The sequence below is a fragment of the Marinobacter sp. CH_CUG1437-1 genome (genome assembly GCF_037029655.1).
Classification (GTDB): Bacteria; Pseudomonadota; Gammaproteobacteria; order Pseudomonadales; family Oleiphilaceae; genus Marinobacter; species Marinobacter salsuginis.
On the sequence record NZ_JAYMEW010000005.1, the window covers coordinates 193084 to 212357 of the forward strand.

16 protein-coding genes are annotated in these 19274 nt (G+C 56.7%); 9 read left to right on the plus strand and 7 right to left on the minus strand.

Features of this window, described 5'->3' with window-relative positions:
- Positions 1-133: 133 nt before the first annotated feature.
- Positions 134-1525: a signal recognition particle protein gene (gene ffh, locus WA411_RS14555; RefSeq protein WP_153637256.1), complete on the minus strand. Its 1392-nt coding sequence runs from the start codon at positions 1523-1525 to the stop codon at positions 134-136.
- 182 nt (positions 1526-1707) lie between these two features.
- On the opposite strand from ffh, the gene WA411_RS14560 reads away from it, so the two are divergent.
- From WA411_RS14560 to WA411_RS14580, 5 genes are all read left to right on the plus strand, one after another.
- Positions 1708-2514 (plus strand): cytochrome C assembly family protein, encoded by an 807-nt coding sequence (locus WA411_RS14560; protein WP_291909974.1) that lies wholly within the window; start codon positions 1708-1710, stop codon positions 2512-2514.
- Between the two features lie 86 nt (positions 2515-2600).
- The gene (locus WA411_RS14565; RefSeq protein WP_064227101.1) at positions 2601-3887 is read left to right on the plus strand and encodes an HlyC/CorC family transporter; all 1287 of its coding nucleotides are present in this window, start codon (positions 2601-2603) and stop codon (positions 3885-3887) included.
- 158 nt (positions 3888-4045) lie between these two features.
- A complete protein-coding gene (locus tag WA411_RS14570; protein WP_069184094.1) occupies positions 4046-4648 on the plus strand; it encodes a Yip1 family protein in 603 nt (200 codons plus the stop codon).
- Positions 4649-4843: 195 nt separating this feature from the next.
- Positions 4844-7075, plus strand: coding sequence for a DUF1631 domain-containing protein (locus WA411_RS14575; RefSeq protein ID WP_291909972.1), 2232 nt, complete (start codon positions 4844-4846; stop codon positions 7073-7075).
- A 5-nt stretch (positions 7076-7080) separates the two neighbouring features.
- Complete coding sequence (locus WA411_RS14580) at positions 7081-7833, plus strand: energy transducer TonB family protein (protein ID WP_291909971.1); 753 nt, start codon at positions 7081-7083, stop codon at positions 7831-7833.
- A 12-nt stretch (positions 7834-7845) separates the two neighbouring features.
- On the opposite strand, the gene grxD is transcribed toward WA411_RS14580, so the two are convergent.
- On the minus strand, positions 7846-8172 hold the full coding sequence (gene grxD, locus WA411_RS14585) for a Grx4 family monothiol glutaredoxin (protein WP_008176261.1): 327 nt from the start codon (positions 8170-8172) through the stop codon (positions 7846-7848).
- A gap of 238 nt (positions 8173-8410) precedes the next feature.
- Here grxD and argF point away from each other — a divergent pair, with 238 nt between their 5' ends.
- On the plus strand, positions 8411-9325 hold the full coding sequence (gene argF / locus WA411_RS14590) for an ornithine carbamoyltransferase (RefSeq protein ID WP_069184091.1): 915 nt from the start codon (positions 8411-8413) through the stop codon (positions 9323-9325).
- 3 nt (positions 9326-9328) lie between these two features.
- Positions 9329-10402 (plus strand): ABC transporter ATP-binding protein, encoded by a 1074-nt coding sequence (locus WA411_RS14595; RefSeq protein WP_136631310.1) that lies wholly within the window; start codon positions 9329-9331, stop codon positions 10400-10402.
- Positions 10403-10411: 9 nt separating this feature from the next.
- On the opposite strand, the gene glpK is transcribed toward WA411_RS14595, so the two are convergent.
- The 3 genes from glpK to WA411_RS14610 all read right to left on the minus strand — a co-directional run bounded on the left by glpK (position 10412) and on the right by WA411_RS14610 (position 14531).
- The gene (gene glpK / locus WA411_RS14600) at positions 10412-11893 is read right to left on the minus strand and encodes a glycerol kinase GlpK (RefSeq protein ID WP_136631311.1); all 1482 of its coding nucleotides are present in this window, start codon (positions 11891-11893) and stop codon (positions 10412-10414) included.
- A gap of 258 nt (positions 11894-12151) precedes the next feature.
- The gene (locus tag WA411_RS14605; RefSeq protein ID WP_227514556.1) at positions 12152-13771 is read right to left on the minus strand and encodes an ATP-binding protein; all 1620 of its coding nucleotides are present in this window, start codon (positions 13769-13771) and stop codon (positions 12152-12154) included.
- A gap of 22 nt (positions 13772-13793) precedes the next feature.
- On the minus strand, positions 13794-14531 hold the full coding sequence (locus tag WA411_RS14610) for a response regulator (protein WP_069184088.1): 738 nt from the start codon (positions 14529-14531) through the stop codon (positions 13794-13796).
- A gap of 247 nt (positions 14532-14778) precedes the next feature.
- Here WA411_RS14610 and WA411_RS14615 point away from each other — a divergent pair, with 247 nt between their 5' ends.
- Together WA411_RS14615 and WA411_RS14620 are read left to right on the plus strand one after the other, a co-directional pair.
- Positions 14779-15540: a GNAT family N-acetyltransferase gene (locus tag WA411_RS14615; protein WP_291909965.1), complete on the plus strand. Its 762-nt coding sequence runs from the start codon at positions 14779-14781 to the stop codon at positions 15538-15540.
- A gap of 18 nt (positions 15541-15558) precedes the next feature.
- Positions 15559-16419, plus strand: coding sequence for a lysophospholipid acyltransferase family protein (locus tag WA411_RS14620; protein ID WP_291909963.1), 861 nt, complete (start codon positions 15559-15561; stop codon positions 16417-16419).
- On the opposite strand, the gene WA411_RS14625 is transcribed toward WA411_RS14620, so the two are convergent.
- On the minus strand, positions 16337-16807 hold the full coding sequence (locus WA411_RS14625; protein WP_008176279.1) for an FKBP-type peptidyl-prolyl cis-trans isomerase: 471 nt from the start codon (positions 16805-16807) through the stop codon (positions 16337-16339). The two genes, WA411_RS14620 and WA411_RS14625, sit on opposite strands and share 83 nt — an antisense overlap.
- Positions 16807-19017: an acetyl-CoA hydrolase/transferase C-terminal domain-containing protein gene (locus WA411_RS14630; protein ID WP_291909960.1), complete on the minus strand. Its 2211-nt coding sequence runs from the start codon at positions 19015-19017 to the stop codon at positions 16807-16809. The genes WA411_RS14625 and WA411_RS14630 overlap by 1 nt, the downstream gene beginning before the upstream one ends.
- Positions 19018-19274: the final 257 nt, after the last annotated feature.

Below are 19274 nucleotides of genomic sequence, written 5' to 3' on the forward strand. Positions count from 1 at the left end.
TTTGTACGATTCACGCCTGCTGAAGACCAGCTGACGCGAAGACCCATACTCGAAAGGGGCGCTATTCTATGCTAAAAAAGCGCCAAAGAAAACAGCAAAACCGGTTGTTTCCCCGTTTTCCATGTAAGGCTTTTTACATACGGCCAAACGGAGGCATACCGCCGCCTCCACCGCCGCCCGGGGGCATCATGCCACCCATGCCGCGCATCATATTCGCCATGCCGCCCTTCTTGCCAAACTTTTTCATCATCTTCTGCATTTGCTTATGCTGTTTAAGAAGACGATTCACATCCTGGATCTGGGTTCCGGACCCGGTGGCAATCCGACGCTTGCGGGAATTGTTGATCACATCCGGATAACGGCGCTCTTTAGGTGTCATCGAACAGATGATGGCTTCCATCTGCCCCATGGACTTGTCATTCACCTGTTGTTGCGCCATCTGAGCCATCTGCCCCATGCCCGGCAGCTTGTCGAGCAGACCACCGATGCCACCCATATTCTTCATCTGCTGCAGCTGATCGCGAAAATCCTCCAGGTCAAAACTCTTGCCCTTCTTGATTTTCTTGGTGAGCTTCTGGGCCTTTTTCTGGTCGAGCTTGCGCTCCGCCTCTTCGATCAGCGAAAGCACGTCGCCCATACCAAGGATCCGGGACGCGACACGATCCGGATAGAACGGCTCAAGGGCGTCGGACTTTTCACCGACACCCAGGAACTTGATTGGCTTTCCGGTGATGTGGCGAACAGACAGGGCGGCGCCGCCACGGGCATCGCCATCGGTTTTGGTTAGCACCACACCCGTCAGCGGCAGAGCATCATTAAATGCCTTGGCGGTGTTGGCCGCATCCTGGCCGGTCATGGCGTCAACCACAAACAGGGTCTCAACCGGGTTGACCGCCTTATGCAACCTGCCGATTTCGCCCATCATCTGTTCATCGACATGCAGCCGACCGGCGGTATCAAGAATCACCACATCAATGTGCTTTTTCCTGGCCGCTGCGATGGCGCCCTCGGCAATATCCACGGGGTCCTGATCCGCACTGCTCGGGAAAAAATCTACACCAACATCGCCAGCGAGAGTTTCAAGCTGGCGGATCGCGGCAGGACGATATACGTCTGCACTGACCACAAGCACGGATTTCTTCTGTCGCTCCTTAAGGAAACGGGACAGCTTGGCGACGGTCGTGGTTTTACCTGCACCCTGGAGACCGGCCATCATGACCACCGCCGGCGGCTGGACATTCAGGTTGAGGGACTCGTTGCCCTCGCCCATTACCCGCTCCAGCTCCTGCTGGACTACTTTCACAAAGACCTGGCCTGGCGTCAGACTGCGCTGAACCTCCTGACCAATAGCACGCTTGCGGACGCCCTCGACAAAGTCCTTCACAACTGGCAGGGCGACGTCTGCCTCCAGCAGCGCCATCCGCACTTCCCGAAGGGTGTCCTTTATATTGTCATCAGTGAGGCGCGCCTGGCCGGAAATCTTGCGCAGACTGCCGGAAAGTCGGTCTTGGAGGTTCTCAAACATGTTGCTCTTCCGTACCTCGGATAAATTGAGTGCGTGAATCGGCAGAGCCGGCGACGACTCCTTGATTCCAGTTGCATAATCGCGACATTATAACCAGACTATCGCCCTGAAACGACCAGCCCGGTCAAATCGGCCGAAACCTGCGCCGATCCCCAGTCAGAACAGTGGTTAATAAGGAAGTCATGGGAACGCTGATTCTCGCGGTCACCTCTCTTTTTCTTTACAGCGTCGGTACCGCGCTGCAGGCCCTGCATTTCAGGGGCCGGGTCCAGAGCAATATCGCCATTACCACCCTGATCGGCGTTCTCGCACTTACCAGCCACGGACTTCTGATTGGTCAGACGGTCCACCACGACGGAGGTTTCGACTTCAGCTTTTTTAAAAGCTCGGTCCTGATTTCCTGGCTGATCGTGTTTCTGTTGCTTGGCCTCAACCTTAAAAAGCCAGTGCAGAGCCTGTTCCTGGGTGTCTACCCCCTGGCAGGCCTCACCATCATTCTTGCTCTTGTTACGCACGGCCCCTCGAGACTGGTGTCGGAACAAAGCTATGGCATGCTCTCCCACATCGCACTTTCGGTGACAGCCTACAGCCTCTTCAGCCTGGCGGCCATCCAGGCAGTCCTTCTTTATTTCCAGAATCGCCAACTAAAGCACAACTACAACAGCCTGCTGGTTCGTAACCTGCCACCTTTGCAGACCATGGAGTCCCTGCTGTTTGAAATGGTCTGGGCAGGCGTTGTCATGCTGATCCTGGCAATAGTGACCGGCGCCATCTTTATAGAAGATCTTTTTGCCCAGAACCTCGCTCACAAGACCCTGTTCTCGATTCTCTCCCTTCTGGTTTTCGTGGCGCTACTAGTCGGCCGTTACACAAAAGGCTGGCGCGGCATTACTGCGAGCCGATGGACACTCGCAGGCTGCGCACTGCTGATGCTGGCCTTTTACGGCAGCAAGTTTGTGCTGGAGCTGATCTTCCAGCGCGGCGGCTGACCACCTGGAGCCCCCGGTATTCTCTTGACACAACACTCGCCAAAACCCTATTTTCGCTACTTGTCAGCAATATAAGGACACCTCTTTTGAACGAAACATCGCTTACCGCGCTGTTTATCCTCCTGGTCGGACTGATCCTGCTCTCCGGTTTCTTCTCAAGCTCTGAAACCGGGATGATGTCCCTGAACCGATACCGCCTGAAACACATGGCCAAAACGGGCCATAAAGGTGCCAAGCGCGCCCAGGGTTTGCTGCAACGCACTGACCAGTTGATCGGCGTAATTCTGATTGGCAACAATTTCGTCAACATCTTTGCATCGTCGATCGCAACCGTTATTGCCATTCGCGTCTGGGGCGATGCCGGCATCGCCATCGCCACCATACTGCTGACAATCGTGATTCTGATCTTCGCGGAAGTCACCCCGAAAACCCTGGCGGCGCTGTTTCCCGAGAAAATCGCCTTTCCAGCCAGCTACATACTTGGGCCACTGCTCAAAATCCTCTATCCCATCGTCTGGGCCGTAAATCTGTTTACCGGCGGCATACTGAAACTTTTGGGGGTTTCCGCCGCCGACGCCGCCAACGACCACCTTAGCCGGGAAGAACTCCGAACCCTGGTGAACGAGGCCGGAGCCCTGATACCAGCCAAACATAAGGACATGCTTGTCAGCATTCTGGATCTGGAGAAAGTGACCGTAAATGACATCATGGTGCCGCGCAATGAGGTGGTCGGTATCGACCTGGAAGATGACACCGACACGATCCTGCGACAGTTGCGCAGCAGCCAACACACGCGGCTTCCGGTTTACAAGGGCGACATCAATAACATTCAGGGCATACTGCACCTGCGCAGCGCTTCGAAGCTGCTTCAGCAGGACGAGATCAACAAGGCCATGATCATGCAGCTTTGCCAGGAGCCCTATTTCATTCCGGAAAGCACGCCCCTGAACACCCAGTTGATCAACTTCCAGAAGGGTCGGCGCAGGTTTGGCGTTGTCGTAGACGAGTACGGCGACGTGCTGGGTCTGGCAACCCTTGAGGACATACTTGAAGAAATCGTCGGCGACTTCACGACGGACTACGCTGCCACCAGCCCGGACATTATCCCGCAGGACAACGGAACCTTTATTATCGATGGCACCTCTGCGGTGCGCACGATCAACAAGACACTGGGCTGGAAACTCCCCACGGACGGGCCGAAAACGCTCAATGGCCTGATCACAGAAACCCTTGAGAACATCCCCGACACCAACGTTTGCCTGAAAGTGGACGGCCACCGGGTGGAGGTTCTTCAAATCAAGGACAACGTCGTGAAAGCAGCCATTGTGCACCCGAAAAAACGCAAAAAGCGCTCACTGTCACTGAAACAGTAACCCCCTGAAACCTCCCTCCGGATGGCGCTATAGACTCTTCGGTTATAGCGCCCCACATTCTAGAAAGATCAAAATTTAACCGCCAGCTTGACCCCCGTTGATCCCCCACCAACACTGAAGGAGCGTGCGAAACAAAAACAATCACAAGGAATACGTCCATGAGTCTGACACACACGTTTGGCCTGCTCGCCCATCCTGACCAGGAGTGGGAAGCGATCCGCAATGAATCCGAGTCCGTCACAAAGCTATACGCCGGCCATATCCTGTTATTGGCACTGATTCCAGCGGTTGCCGGTTTCATAGGAACAACCCAGGTAGGCTGGCAGATTGGTGACGGCCAGATTACGAAGTTGTCGGTGACGAGTGCGCTACAGCTATCGTTGCTTTTTTATGGGGCCATGCTTGCCGGCATCTTTGTGCTGGGCAAGTTCATTGATTTCTTTGCAGCCACTTATGACGCATCGGAGCGAACGCCCAGAGGCGTGACCCTGGCCGCCTACACAGCGACCCCCATTTTCCTGATCGGAGTCATTGCCGCTTACCCGAACATCTGGGTGAACATGCTGGCAGGCCTGGTAGCTGTTGCCTATGCAGTCTACCTGCTTTACGAAGGCCTACCTATCCTGATGAAAATACCCGCGGAAAAGGGCTTCATGTTTGCCTCATCAGTCCTGACTGTGGGTCTGGTAATGTTTGTCGCTCTGCTTGCCATCAGCGTCGTCATCTGGAGCATGGGTATCGGCCCGGTCTATGTGAGTTGAAAGAAAACTCATAGGCAAGTCAGCAAGCTGCATGAGGGTGCCTTTCCGGCACCCCATGTTTTTTTGAATTTGCTCTCACGTTAGCGTTTGGTCATGTTAACTTTGGATAAAATGCGGTAAATTTAACCAATAACGAGAATTCAAGGATTACCCGCTCGGTCATGTATCCGGTTGAGGCGTAAACAGGAGTCTGCCATGAACAAGCAGTCCGGCATACATTACCTCCGCGAGCACAGGGAAGCCGGAAGTAACAGACCGGTTCCTGCGGAGGTCACCCGCATCCGGGACACCGTTGTCGCCGGACTCGGTGATTTGCTGCAGGGCGCCTTCGACGCCGTCGACGATTCGCTGTTCGAGTTGGCCAACAATGCCCGCAGCAATAATGAACAAAACCGGTATTTCGAAGCGATGCGTGAAATACGCATCAAACGGAAGGGTGTAGAGCGGCACTTTCAGAACACCGTAGCCCAGTACTTCGCCAATCCCCCTCATACCGGCCCGCTTCAAGAGGAAAACCTGAGCAAGCAGGCCAACGCAGATACTCTCTCCCTGGTTGGCAATGACGACCTGGAAGAGCAGGTTGCGCTCAACGCCATGATCACCAAGGCGAAAGCGCACTTTCAGGGCCCCTTGCTTCAACTCCAGACCCGCTTCAGCCAGGTGTACCCGGAAGCCACCGACGAATCACCGGTGAATCCCATGGCACCTGAACATCTTTGCAGCGCCTTTACTGAGGCCATACAGGCTCTGGAAATCCAGATTCGCGAACGCCTGATTCTGCTGAAGCAGTTTGACCGCTACGTTGTCTCCAATCTGGGCATGCTTCTGGACGAAGCCAATCGCATACTGATTCAGGCCGGCATCATTCCGAATTTCAGGTATCACGGGAAAGCCGGTAAGCAGCACGAGGCCTCTGGGGCGAAGACGGCGAGCTCTGCCAAAGGCGAGCCGGACACGGCAGACACATCAACCCGAGACGGCAGCCAGGAATATGCAGGAAGCAGCGCCGTCTTCGAGCAAATTCGCCAGATGCTGGCATTGCAAAGGGCCAACGCGGGCATACCCCCAAGAGCATCTGATCCTGCAGTGAGAGTTATCGGGGACTCTGAGTTAGCAAGCCTGCTTAATGCATTGCCAATTGCCAACGCTTCCTGGCAGAACCAGAGCAATCTGAGTGATGGAGAACCTGTAAGTGTAGACCTCAGGCAGTTGGTACACCAACTCCTCCAGGAAGAGGCTGACCATGGTGATGGGCGAAAACCTGCACTGAACGAGGTCGATGAAGACCTGATTAACCTCGTCTCCATGCTATTTGAATTCATCCTGGACGACTACAATCTCTCGGCACCTGTACAGGTACTCATAAGTCGTCTGCAGATACCAATCCTTAAGGTTGTCATTCGGGACAAGAGCTTTTTCAGTCGCTCCACACATCCGGCTCGCAGGCTCCTTAACTCGCTTGCCCGTGCAGGGATTGGCTGGAGCAATAGTGACGAAAAATCAAAGGATAAGCTCTACGACCAGATTCACAACATAGTACAACGCATTCTCAACGAGTTTGATGGTGACGTCTCGCTATTCGAAAAACTGAATCAGGAGTTCGAAGAGTTTCTCGAGCGCGAAAACCGCAAGGCGTCACTTGTAGAGCAGCGAACCCGAGAGTCGGAAAGAGGACGTATCAAATCCCAGGCGGCACAACAAACGGTCGACAACCTGCTGAAAGAGAAGGTGTCGCGCTATAGATTGCCGCAACCGGTGCACGACATTTTGATGAACGGTTGGAGCCGTGTCCTTTTCCTTGCCTATCTGCGCGACGATGTCGAACATCGCTGGAACTCTACAGTAAAGGTTGTTGATGATCTCATCTGGTGCCTGCACCCCCATCAAGAGGACGACGAGAGGGATCAATGGGTGCGGGTGGTTCCAAGCTTGCTGAAATCACTCAGGTCAGGCCTTGAAGAAGTTTCCTACAATTCGTCCAAGCTCGATGAAATGATGGGACAACTGAAACACGAACTGGCGGAAGCCTTCCGAACCAATGCAGTAATTGAGCCTCGACCCAATGCGACACCTTCACCCGACGAGGATGAAGAAAACCTTTCCCAAAAACAGACCAACAAGCGGCAAGAATTGGACGACGCAGCCGTGTCTGAGTATGTCGTTCAGATAGATGGTTTGCAGATCGGCAACTGGGTGGAGTTCCGTCTCGTGAATGGCGCCAATTTCCGGTGCAAGCTATCCGCCATCATTGACGAAGCAGACTGCTTTGTCTTTGTGAACCGGATGGGGCTGAAGGTTATTGAGAAAACCCGAATTGAACTGGCTCATGAAATGCGGCGCGGCCGGCTGACCCTGCTTGAGCAGGGGGCGCTGATTGACCGGGCCCTTGATGCGGTCGTCGGCACCCTGCGGAGCAAGACTGCCTGACGCCAATGCCTGAAAAAAGCAGTCCACATGTCCTGCCGGCTCCTTACCGTCTGGGGTTGGCAGTATCTCTGGCACTATTCCTCCACACATTGCTGCTGTCAGGTATCCCGGCCCCCGTGGAAGAACAGGCGGTCACCCATAAGGACAGTGTCCGTTTCGAGCTGATACCTCGGGGCGCTCGTGAAACCACAGCGAATACGCCTGAGAACTCCAGCCCGAGCCCGACCACATCAAGGATTCCACCTTTCGAGATTGATCCTCCGCGCCCCGAATCCGCTCCGGAGCCGGAGATTGTCACTACAAATCAACCGCAAACCACAACACCGAGTGAGCAGACTAATACCCGTTCTCCCGAAAGCCCGGCGGCCGAAAAAAGCATCAGCGCCAATGCCGGTGCAGAGCCAGAGCCGACTCCGGAAAATCCAGACGAGAAGGTAACACGGATCACTGAGTCGCCGGCCGAACTGGACCCTTACGTGGTCAAGTTGGCCATCCACCTGGCACGGGAGCTGGAAAAACTGAGAGTACCGGCTTTAAGGGATTTGACCGAGACAGTGGCCATGGAAGTGGAACTGCAACTGCTGGCAAATGGTGCCCTGACCCGGGCAAAGGTGCTGAGTTCTACAGGTATCAGGACTATCGACGAAGCTGGATATCGGGCGGCTCTGGCAGCGAGCCCCTACCCCCAGCCACCGAAAGATGGCGAAAACCGAAACCGCTTCGAGGTCGAACTGTTATTTACCCCGAAACGGCTCTGATCAGCAACGATATCAGGCTTCTGCCTGCTTCGCGGCCTCTTTTACAAGCTTGGCCAGTTCACCGCTCTCGGACATTTCCAGAACGATGTCACAACCACCAACCAGCTCACCGTTGATATAGAGCTGGGGATAGGTCGGCCAGCTGGAGTAAACCTTGAGAGCCTCACGAAGCTCCTGGTTATCCAGGATATTCACAAAAGCAAAGCGCTCGCCGCAAGCCATCACTGCCTGTACCGTCTTGGCAGAGAATCCACACTGTGGCGCCTGAGGGCTACCCTTCATGTAAAGGATGATCGGATTCTCTTCGAGCTGGCTTTTGATAGTTTCATTGATATCCATGAACATTTACCTCTGTTGGAACAGTCTTGCCACACGGCTATTTTCCTGGCGTTATTGTACACGGGTGCCGAACCCCTCACCAAACACCTTGATTTGACCTCGCGCAACGCCTGCAGTTCCAGCCCTGTTACAGCGTTGTCATACCTGCTTCGAAGGGCTAGACTTGATGCCCCATTTTTTCAGCCAACGTTCAGGCAATCCCGCCAGCTGCGGGGTTCGTTGAGATAAGGGCCATCCCATGGCGGCAAGACATTTTCTGACATTGAATGACATGACAACCACCGAGCTGGAAAGCCTGGTTGATCATGCCTCGGCATTGCGCAACGAGTGGCGGCAAGGCAAGGTTCGGGACTCCCTGAAAAACCGGGTGCTGGCGATGATCTTCGAGAAATCGTCTACCCGAACCAGAGTGTCCTTTGAAGCCGGCATGGCCCAGCTTGGTGGCTCCGCAATGTTCCTGTCGCCCAGGGATACGCAGCTTGGCCGCGGTGAACCTATTGAAGACTCCGCTATCGTTATATCCAGCATGGTGGATGCGGTGATGATCCGCACCTTTGCCCATGAAACCGTGGAGCGGTTCGCAGCAGCATCCCGGGTCCCGGTAATTAATGCCCTGACCGACGATTTCCACCCCTGCCAGCTGCTGGCTGACATGCAGACTTATCGTGAGCACCGTGGCAGCATCCGTGGTGCCACGGTGGCCTGGATCGGCGACGGAAATAACATGTGCCACTCATACATCAACGCTGCCGCCCAGTTTGATTTCAACCTGAACATTGCCTGCCCCGAAGGTTACGAACCGGCCGAGGCACTGCTAAAGGACCACGGAGACCGGGTCAAGGTCGTTCGGGATCCCGCAGAGGCAGCCCGCAACGCCCAGCTTCTGGTAACCGATGTCTGGGCCTCCATGGGCCAGGAAGACGAGCAGAAGGCTCGCGAAAAAGCATTCAGTGGCTATCAGATCAACCCGGAACTGCTTGCTCTGGCCGATAAGGATGCGCTCTTCATGCATTGTCTGCCTGCCCATCGTGGCGAGGAAATCTCCGCCGATATGATGGAACACCCCGCGTCCGTGGTCTGGGACGAGGCCGAAAACCGTCTGCATGCACAGAAAGCCCTGCTTGAATTTCTCATCCTGAATCGTCTGGACTAATTCATGAGCATAACCGCGCAATCTCCGGCAGACTGGCTGCTTGAGGTCAATAACCTGTCCTGTGGTTACGGCGGGGATTCCGTGGTCAAGGACGTCAGCTTTGCCCTGAGTCATGGCGACATCGGCTGCCTTCTCGGCCCCAGCGGCTGCGGCAAAAGCACCATACTGCGCGCCCTCGCTGGTTTTCTCCCGCTCAGCGGTGGCGAAATCTGCCTGCAATCACAGACCATCAGCCTGCCTGGGCGCACGTTACCGCCGGAAAAACGGCGAATCGGCATGGTGTTTCAGGATTACGCGCTGTTTCCACACCTGACCATTGCTGACAACGTGGGGTTTGGCCTGCGCAACCTGAAAAAGGCAGAAAAGCGCCAAAAGGTCATGGAGCTGCTTAATGTTGTGCACCTGCAGGACCTGGCCGACAACTACCCCCACGAACTATCCGGCGGCCAACAGCAACGGGTTGCTCTGGCACGCGCCCTGGCACCCGAACCGACCCTGATCCTGCTGGATGAGCCTTTTTCCAACCTGGACGCGGATCTGCGCCGGCGCCTGAGCCTGGATGTACGGGAAATTCTCAAGACTCTGGGCATCAGTGCCATCCTGGTCACCCACGACCAGCAGGAAGCCTTCGCGATGTGCGATCAGGTCGCGGTGTTGCGGAACGGCAGGATCCAGCAGTGGGATGTCCCCTACAACCTCTACCATGAACCGGCGAATCGTTTCGTGGCCAGTTTCGTCGGCCAGGGCGGCTTTATCCCGGGCACCGCCCTCGGGCCGGACACTATCGAATCCGAACTGGGCGTGATCCATGGTAACCGGGCCTACCGATGGGAGCCCGGCACCCTGGTGGACGTGCTGATCCGCCCTGATGACATTGTCCACGACCCTGATTCGGATCTGCAGCCAAAGGTCGTTGAAAAAACCTTTGCCGGCACTTCAACCCTGTACCGTTTCCGGTGCTCCGAAGACACGGAATTCGAGGCCCTGTTCCGCAGCCACCTGGATTTCAATCTGGGCGAGCATGTTCCGGTGCGAGTCGAGGCTGATCACCTGATCGCCTTCGAACGCACCTCCTGAGGCCACCAACTAGTTGTTGCAGACCCGCTCAACGGCATCCAGCCAGCCAGCATAAAGCGATTCTCTCAGAGCCGGGCGCATTTCGGGGTGGAACTGCCGCTCGCATTCCCACAGCCCGGAAATCTGTTCAAGACTATCGAAAACACCGGTCTGCAGCCCCGCAAGGTAGGCCGCGCCAAGAGCGGTCGTTTCTGTTACCCGGGGCCGATCAACGGTGACATTCAGTATGTCGGCCAGAAACTGCATCACCCAGTCGTTCACCACCATACCGCCATCCACGCGCAGCGATTCAAGTCGGGCACCATCGTTCTGAATCGCACGCACCAGATCCTTCGTCTGATAACAGACCGACTGAAGGCCTGCGGTAACAATCTCGCCAATTCCAGTATCCCGGGTCAGGCCCATAATGGCGCCGCGTGCGTGCGGGTCCCAATGAGGTGCCCCCAGACCGGTAAACGCCGGGACCAGGTACACCGGATTGTCGACTCCGACTGCCTCCGCGTGGGCCGAGGATTCATTGGCGTGAGAGATCAACTTGAGCCCGTCCCGCAGCCATTGCATGGCAGCACCGGCGACAAAAATGCTGCCCTCCACCGCGTAACAGGGCTTGCCGTTCAGGCGATAGGCCATGGTCGTCAGCAGCCGGTTCTCGGACCGAACGGCGTCATCGCCGGTGTTGAGCATAAGGAAGCAACCGGTACCATAGGTGCTTTTGGCCATGCCAGGACTAAAGCACGCCTGCCCTACCAGGGCCGCGTGCTGATCTCCAGCAATACCGGCAATCATCACCGGAGCACCTAACCACCGCGTTTCAGCAGTGCCATAATCTGCTGAGCTGTCCAAAACCTCTGGCAAAAGGGGGCGGGGCACACGGAAAAGGGTCAGAAGGTCGTCATCCCAGTCTTGCTCGTGAATATTGAAGAGGGCGGTTCTGGACGCATTGGTGGCATCGGTACAGTGGGATTTGCCATCGGTCAGGTTCCAGAGCAGCCAGCTGTCCACGGTCCCGAAAGCCAGGTCACCGGATTCAGCCCGACGCCGCGCGCCTTCCACGTTATCCAGGATCCAGGCTATCTTGGTGGCCGAGAAGTAAGGATCAATCAACAGCCCGGTACGGTCGACAACCATGTCCTCATGGCCGTCAGATTTCAGCTTGGTGCACCAGGACGCCGTTCGTCGATCCTGCCACACAATGGCGTGGTAGATCGGCTCGCCAGTTGCCCTGTCCCAGATTACCGTTGTTTCTCGCTGGTTGGTGATGCCAATGCCCGCCAGTTCTGAGGCTTCGATGCCTGCTTTTTCGAGTGCTCCACGACACACCGCCAGGGTGCTGTCCCAGATCTCTCGAGCATCGTGTTCTACCCAGCCGTCTCTGGGGAAATACTGGTGAAATTCCTGCTGATCGCTGGCAACGCTGTTTCCCGTTTGGTCGAAGACAATGGCTCGGGAACTGGTTGTCCCCTGATCGATGGCAAGCAGATAACGGGTCATGAATGGCCTCCTGTTGTTTTCGAGGATTCTAACAGCAGAGCAGCCGGTAAAGGGTGACCGATACGGAATTTGGGAACAGCCATAAAAAAAGGGCCGGAAAAACCGGCCCTCAAATGACGAATGAAACAAGGAAAGTTCGTAAGAACTACAACCTCAAAAGTCATCCCTTACGCTTTCGATTATTCATCAGGCAGCGGAAAACTTCCGTAGTGCTTGTGTAGTCGCATTGTTACATCAGGTGAGGCAATGAGCCCTGCATCACACAATTGAGTCCACAGGTTTTTTTCTTGGCCAGACCAGGCTGAATTTTGCGCCCCCAAGCGTGTCGCTTCTACTGACAAAAGCGTGGCCCCCATGCCAGTAGAGGATGCGGCGTACAATAGACAAACCAAGGCCGTAACCTCCGGAAGTACGGGTGCGACTGTCATCCAGACGGGCAAACGCGGTGAAGACTTTCTCCCAGTCTTCCTCGGGAATGCCGGGCCCATCGTCCTCAACGTCGATGCGGCAGTTGTCCTCATCAAAGTGGCAACTTACCAATACCTTGCCCGCAGCATAGCGGCCGGCATTGCCCACCAGATTCTGGATCGCCCGATGCAGGTACCGAGGCTCGATATCCGACAACGCCCAACGCTCGGAGATCTCATCGATGTTCCCCTCAATATCCAACTCGGGCCGAACCATCTGCTGTTCAGAAACCACCTGACGGACAATATCGGTGACCGAATTTTCCTGAAGCGAAAATACCGGACCACCCTGCTCCAGTCGGGCGTAGGTCAGGATCTCGTCGATCAGCTCGTCCAGCTCCTGGATATCGCCATCAATGCCATCCAGCTGCTTCTGAAGCGCAGCCTGGTCCTGGCAGTCTTCAATCATCTGGACGCCAAAGCGAATCCTGGCCACCGGGGTACGTAATTCGTGAGATACGGCATGGATCATTTCCCGCTGCACCTGTACCAGGCGCTGTATGTGCTCGGCCATCCCGTTGAATGACGAGGCCAGACGCGTCACCAGCGTCCCTTCGCCGGTCTGGACCCGGGCACCCATTTCGCCACGGGCGATTCGCACCGCCACAGACTCGACAGTTCTGAGATTGCTATCAACCTCCCGGAGTGCGAGGAACAGGGCGACAGCCAGCACCCCACCCAGCACCAGCACCAGCAGCAGGACAACCGGCCATGCCCAGGCATTGAACGCAGGGGGCATATCGATCCGGTACAGCTCGCCATCGGCAAGCTGAACAATCACCCGGCCACAACCGTCCGAATCGTCGGTATAGAAGGCAAGACCACGTTCGGCAACCTGATCCAGAACGTCCGGGTCCGGTAACAGGTCGGCATCGTCCAGAGGGTAGACTTCCACGTTGAGAGACCGGGCCATCTGAGCGGCAACATTCAGACGATCGTCCACCGAGGCTGAATCGAGATGCCATCGGAAGATCAGTCCTATGGTCTCTGATACGTCCCTGTATGGCTCGCTCAGACGAAGTTGCAAAACCTCCCCGGCAAGCCCGGTAACCAGTACCCGGTATCCCACGTCACTCTCGATACCAACCACCTGGCCGTAACCAAGCCGCTCCAGGGCCACCGGGGACAGGTTGAACCGGGAAGGGGCGCCGACGCGAAGATCTACCGTCGATGTAAGCCAATGATACTGTTGAACGGGTGCCGGAGCAGTCGCCAACCAGCGCATCAGGGGCTCAGGAAATCGTTCGTGCCAGAACTGCGAGCGTACCGTATTGATACCGGTGAACAGCAGGACACATAACAGGACCACCAACGCAGTCAGGCCGGCAAGGCGGGCGTAGAGCTTGAGAAAGAACTTCAGGGGCATGATACCAACCCTGGCATGGAACACCGGCGTGCGGGCGAGGGGCACACCGGCTCCAGAGACTGAATCGTCAGGCTTCCTTTACGAACAGGTAGCCTTTGCTGCGAACGGTCTTGATGCGCCGCGGATGGATGGGGTCATCGCCGATTTTGGGACGAATCCGTGACACGCGAACATCAATGGAACGGTCCTGACCATCGTACTCAATGCCGCGCAACGCGGTGAAGATCTCTTCCCGGCTGAGTACGCGACCGGCGTTGCTCGCCAGTAACCAGAGCAGATCAAATTCGGCACTGGTCAGATCGATGCTTTCATCATTCAACCAGGCTTCGCGCATGGAGCGGTCTACGACCAGATCGTTGAACTGGAGACGCACCGGTTCTTCGCCGCCTGCCTCGTCACCCGCACCCTGCCCGGTCTCGGTAACCCGACGCAGCATGGCACGTATGCGTGCCAGCAGAACCCGCGGCTTGACTGGTTTGCCGATGTAATCATCCGCCCCCATTTCCAGACCAAGCACCTGATCCAGATCATCGGTGCGGGCGGTCAGCATAATGATTGGGCCGGAATAGAAGGGGCGCACCCTACGGCAAATAGACAGCCCGTCTTCACCCGGCAACATCAGATCCAGCACCACCAGATCAGGCTGTTCGTTACGGATCCGCTCTACTGCGGGGCCGCCGTGAGTTTCCAGGGAGACAGTCAACCCGTTGCTTTCAAGGTATTCGCGGGTTAATTCCGCCAACCGCTCGTCGTCTTCGACAATCAGAATTCGCCAACTTTCGTTTGTCTGTTCCACGCCATCCATCTCTGGTTTTGTTATTCCGGTTTCAGGTCATTCTGTGTACCCGACAATACAGGCAACCTGCTGTAACAGCAATTATACATGCTATTCAGAAATATACATGGAACCGCTGCTTCGTTACACCCTGTGACACGGGTCCCACCACCGCCACTTCATTCCCGGGTGTCACAGACACGTCACCTCGTGGTCACCGATGTGTCATACCGGCTTCATAGGCTTGTCGGGAAATGGAAACAAAAGAGACGACGCCATGACCACACAAACCGCGAAAGCCCGCCGCAGCGCCCGTCGCCTGAAAACCGACATGACCCGGTGCCCTATACAGGTGGAGGCGGCCCAGCGACTGCGTTACCGGGTCTTCTCGGAAGAGTATGGCAGCGATCTGGGCGCACAGACGCCAGGAATCGACGCCGACGAGTTCGACACCGTGTGTGACCACCTGATCGTCACCGACCTGGATTCCGGCGAGCTGGTAGCGACCACACGAATCCTGCATCAGGCAGACACAAAAGCCGTTGGCGGCTTTTACTCCGCCGGCGAGTTCGATCTGAACGCTCTGGAAAAACTCCCCGGCACCATCGCCGAACTTGGCCGCACCTGTGTTCACCCGGACTACCGCAACGGTGCAACTATCAGCCTGCTCTGGTCGGCAGTGGCCGAATACCTCGTTGAGCGTGGCGTAGATTACATGATCGGCTGCGCGAGCATCGGCATGTCGGACGGAGGACTGAAAGCCTGGCGCATCGCCCGCCACCTCCAGAACGAGTATCTGGCCGATCCGGCTTTTCTGGTCAAACCTCTCCGGGCAATGCCGCACCTGACCCACACCCGGGACAACGATCGGCCGGTAGACGTCCCCGCCCTGATCCGTGCCTACATGCGCCTGGGCGCCCGGGTCTGCGGCGAACCCTGCTGGGATCTGGATTTTCGCTGTGCTGACCTGCTGGTCGTGCTGGAAGTCAGCAAACTGGCTGGTCGCTACAGCCGGCATTTCATGCGCACGGCGTCCTGAAATCGGGGAGTCTGGGAGATGAGCTGGCTGAGACTCTGCGTTCGAATCACTGCCTTTGTGGCTTTTCTGGCAGCCACCACGATGCTGGCCGCCGGTTTGCGGATCACTGAAGTGGTTACCCGGAAAGCCATCGATCGGACACCCTGGGCCAGATTCTGTTTCCGGTGGGCCTGCCGGTGCCTGGGACTGGATATACACCAGCACGGCTCACCTTCCGACGATACCGTTCTGTTGGTCAGCAACCACATCAGCTGGTCAGATATTCCGATTCTGGGAAGCCTGGCACCGATTCGGTTCCTGTCGAAAGCGGAGGTCGGCCAGTGGCCGGTCATAGGCTGGCTGGCACAACAGGCCGGCACACTCTTCATACGGCGGGGAGGCGGACAGGCCCGCCGCGTTCGGAACCAGATTATCGAGAATTTACAGGCCGGAGAGAATGTCCTGGTATACCCGGAGGGGACCACCAGCGCGGGTCTGACCGTATTGCCGTTCCACGGCCTGTTACTCAAGGCCGCGCCGGAAAGCAGAACGCCAGTGCAGCCAGTGACTATCGCCTATCGCAGAAACGGGCGACCTGATCATCTGGCGCCCTTCATTGGTGACGATGAGTTCCACTGCCATCTTCTGAGAATGCTCAGAGAGCCCTCTGCCCGGGTCGACGTTGTCTTCCACGCACCGGTTTCTCCGTCGGACCAGACTCCAACCGGTGAACTGGCCACTCGCCTGCGAGAAACCGTTCTCGACGGCCTGACTCGGATATACAGCGGCGAGTACGACGAGCCGGCAACAGATTTCCTCAGAACAGGGGACGACCCTGGGCTACCTCATCTTCCGTCGCTTCACGACGGCCAACGATCTCCAGATCGAAGTACAGGGTGAAGCCCGCCAGCGGGTGATTGGCATCCACTTTCACCAGATTGCCGTCGATCCCGACAACCTGCACGATCTGGGCTTCATCGCCGGTGTTGGTCTGGAACTTCATGCCTATCTGCAGGTTTTCGATGCCTTCAAACAATGAGCGCGGCACCTTGCGCACCAACTCCGGTTTGTGTTCGCCATACGCCATGGCGGGCGGCACCGTTACCTCCAAGCAATCCCCAACATTGCGGTCTTTCACCGCCTGCTGAATCCCTTCAATAATCTCGGGGCTGCCGTAGACGAAATGCAGGGGCTCACTGCCTTCGGAAGTATCAACCAGCTCGCCGATCTTGTTTTTCAGTACGTAGTGAACGGTAAAAACGTCGGGTCTTGCTTGTGAAGCTGTCATCAGGTTTTCGAGTTTCCTGTATCCGGTGGTGTTTCGAGCTGTTGCAGGCCATGAATAACCAGTCGCTGATCGAGCTTGTCCCGCAATCCTGAAGGGTTGCTCAGGCCCATGCGCTCAAGCAGGGCCCCGTAACGGCCTTCGTCATCCCGGGCCCGGAGGGCCTGTAACAGAGTCGACAGTTTACCACGACGAGTGGCCGTTGCGGCCTTGAGCCCCTTAAGGGCTTTCCCCAACGTCAGCTCTTCGTCGGTAAAGTCCCTGCCAAACGGGAACGGCGGGAACAGGCTGGCATCCCCCGCAGCCGCAACAGCGCGCCGAATTGCTTGCGGCGTGTTGTTACACCAGTCGGCAGGCAGCTTGAACCCGGGATCCACCTTCCCTGCCTTCTGGGCTTTTTTCAGGAGTTCCTGCTGGAACCGGGAGTCGGCAATGCGGATCAGCCGAAGGAAAACCTGCTCGTCGGACTGCCCCCTCAGGTCAGCAATTCCGTACTCGGTGATCACAATATCCCGCAGGTGCCGGGGAATGGTGCAATGACCATAATTGAAGACAATATTGGAAAGCACCTTGCCGTGGGATGAGCGAGTGCTACGCAGCGACAGGATCGAACGGGCGCCCGGCAACTCGTGGGCCATGGCAACGAAGTTGTACTGACCGCCAACACCGCTGACCACACGGCCATCCTCAAGGCCATCCGATACTCCGGCGCCGTTGAGGGTGTACATCATGGCCGAATTGATAAAGCGGCCATGAACGCGCTGCGCGGCTTTCAGCTTCTGGTCACCAAACGGGTGATCGTACAGGTGGTTGATGAAATTCACGCTGGTCATGCAAATTTTTGCACGCTGCTCGTCGTTCATCTCGCGGAGGTACTGGTAAAACTGCTCAGGACCAACGTAAAAACCGCCGTGCATGGCGATACCGCCAGTCAGCCGCTCACCAAGAATCAGCGTTTCGATGGCCTCTCGGGCTTCCGGGTTATCCAGGTCACCCTCCACCGACTGGTCTCCAACCCGTAGGCGGCCGCCCTTGAATTCAACGGACTCCCGGAAAATCCCATGCCGTGCGAGCCAATGGACATCCTTTGCCCGGAGTGGGCTATCGATCAGCTTCTCCCGCCGCAGGACATCCAGCGTCGCAAGCGAAACCTCCTCGCTGATGTCACCACGATTGAGCAACGCCTGAAGACCAGCATGATCATACACTTCACGGCTGAGTATGCCTTCCTGCATCAGGTACAGAAAACCATCCACCATCATTTCGCTGCAACCATATAGCCCCTTTTCGAAGGGCCCCGTGCCACCATCTTCCCTGACCACCGGAAACTTCTGGTCAACGTTCAGATGATCAAACACTTTCCGCCAGGCATCGTTGTGACTGTGCCGAAGAATCGCGCTGTGGACCAGAGCAGCGCCCAGTGAGCCGATACCAACCTGAAGGGTGCCTCCATCCTTTAGCAGGGTACTGGCATAAAACCCGATCATGTGGTCTTCCGGGCTGACCGACATCTGGGGGGCCGAGAACAGCGGGTAATCACTGGAGGGTTGATCCAGCAGCACATCGAACCGGTCTGCCTCGATGGCCGCATGATGTCCTAGCCAGGGAAGGTTTTTGTTCATCTCGGCCACCAGAGCAACCGGCGAGCCGGCTGCTTCCCGCTCCCGCAGCAGCGGAATCAGGTCCAGGGTCAGATCAGGATTGCAACTCAGGCTGACTAGCCCTGGCTGTCCGTGGGCTTCGCCTGGCGCCACCATCTGGGCGACCACGTTGACCCCAACAGCCATCAGATCGCGAACAGCGTGGGTGTAGTTGGTACAAACATAATGCCGTTGCTGGGAACGATTGTTCAGGTAACTACCGGCCTTGAAGAAGAATTCCGAGACCTGCACATTATGGGGAAGGCGATTGGCGGAGACATCACGGGCATAGGCCAGTTCCGGGATTCGACCATAGAGGCGCTCTACAAATGGCCCCATGAAGCGCTTCTCCAGTGAGGAACCACCCTTTGGCGCCAACAGCGACAGCGCCGTCACAATATGCAGACGAATTTCCGGATCGTCCTTGGCCCGTTGGTACAGCGCGTTCACGAAGCGGACCGGCTTCCCGAGCCCGAGCGGCAACCCCAGTGTGATTTCCTTGCCAACCCGGCGAATCACCTCATCAACGCAGGCATTCACATCATTCGATAACTGCCCTCTATCACCCGCCATTACCAAGCTCCTTATCGGCTAATCAGCATGTTAGTGTCCCGTCTGGTTAATTCGCTGACCTACTGCGTGGCGCTGAGCCCCCTGGCCAAGGCGCCAGCGCGCAGGTGTGGTGGCTCCCCATCAAGTGCTGGCAACACCGGCCAGGGGCCTCAGCGCCGCGCCCTCCGGGAGCCACTGAGAGCCTTGATAGCAGCGTTGCGCTGACTCGATTTGGAACCACCAAACCTTCGCCATCGCGCCTTGCTCTCAAGGCTCTC

What these genes read in the sequence shown, in the direction of transcription:
- grxD (WP_008176261.1), bottom strand. Translation starts at nt 8,172, where the DNA reads ATGGATATCAATGAAACTATCAAAAGCCAGCTCGAAGAGAATCCGATC.
- WA411_RS14625 (WP_008176279.1), bottom strand. Translation starts at nt 16,807, where the DNA reads ATGACAGCTTCACAAGCAAGACCCGACGTTTTTACCGTTCACTACGTA.
- WA411_RS14560 (WP_291909974.1), top strand. Translation starts at nt 1,708, where the DNA reads ATGGGAACGCTGATTCTCGCGGTCACCTCTCTTTTTCTTTACAGCGTC.
- WA411_RS14615 (WP_291909965.1), top strand. Translation starts at nt 14,779, where the DNA reads ATGACCACACAAACCGCGAAAGCCCGCCGCAGCGCCCGTCGCCTGAAA.
- WA411_RS14620 (WP_291909963.1), top strand. Translation starts at nt 15,559, where the DNA reads ATGAGCTGGCTGAGACTCTGCGTTCGAATCACTGCCTTTGTGGCTTTT.
- WA411_RS14630 (WP_291909960.1), bottom strand. Translation starts at nt 19,017, where the DNA reads ATGGCGGGTGATAGAGGGCAGTTATCGAATGATGTGAATGCCTGCGTT.
- glpK (WP_136631311.1), bottom strand. Translation starts at nt 11,893, where the DNA reads ATGACCCGTTATCTGCTTGCCATCGATCAGGGGACAACCAGTTCCCGA.
- WA411_RS14610 (WP_069184088.1), bottom strand. Translation starts at nt 14,531, where the DNA reads ATGGATGGCGTGGAACAGACAAACGAAAGTTGGCGAATTCTGATTGTC.
- WA411_RS14580 (WP_291909971.1), top strand. Translation starts at nt 7,081, where the DNA reads ATGCCTGAAAAAAGCAGTCCACATGTCCTGCCGGCTCCTTACCGTCTG.
- WA411_RS14595 (WP_136631310.1), top strand. Translation starts at nt 9,329, where the DNA reads ATGAGCATAACCGCGCAATCTCCGGCAGACTGGCTGCTTGAGGTCAAT.
- ffh (WP_153637256.1), bottom strand. Translation starts at nt 1,525, where the DNA reads ATGTTTGAGAACCTCCAAGACCGACTTTCCGGCAGTCTGCGCAAGATT.
- WA411_RS14570 (WP_069184094.1), top strand. Translation starts at nt 4,046, where the DNA reads ATGAGTCTGACACACACGTTTGGCCTGCTCGCCCATCCTGACCAGGAG.
- argF (WP_069184091.1), top strand. Translation starts at nt 8,411, where the DNA reads ATGGCGGCAAGACATTTTCTGACATTGAATGACATGACAACCACCGAG.
- WA411_RS14575 (WP_291909972.1), top strand. Translation starts at nt 4,844, where the DNA reads ATGAACAAGCAGTCCGGCATACATTACCTCCGCGAGCACAGGGAAGCC.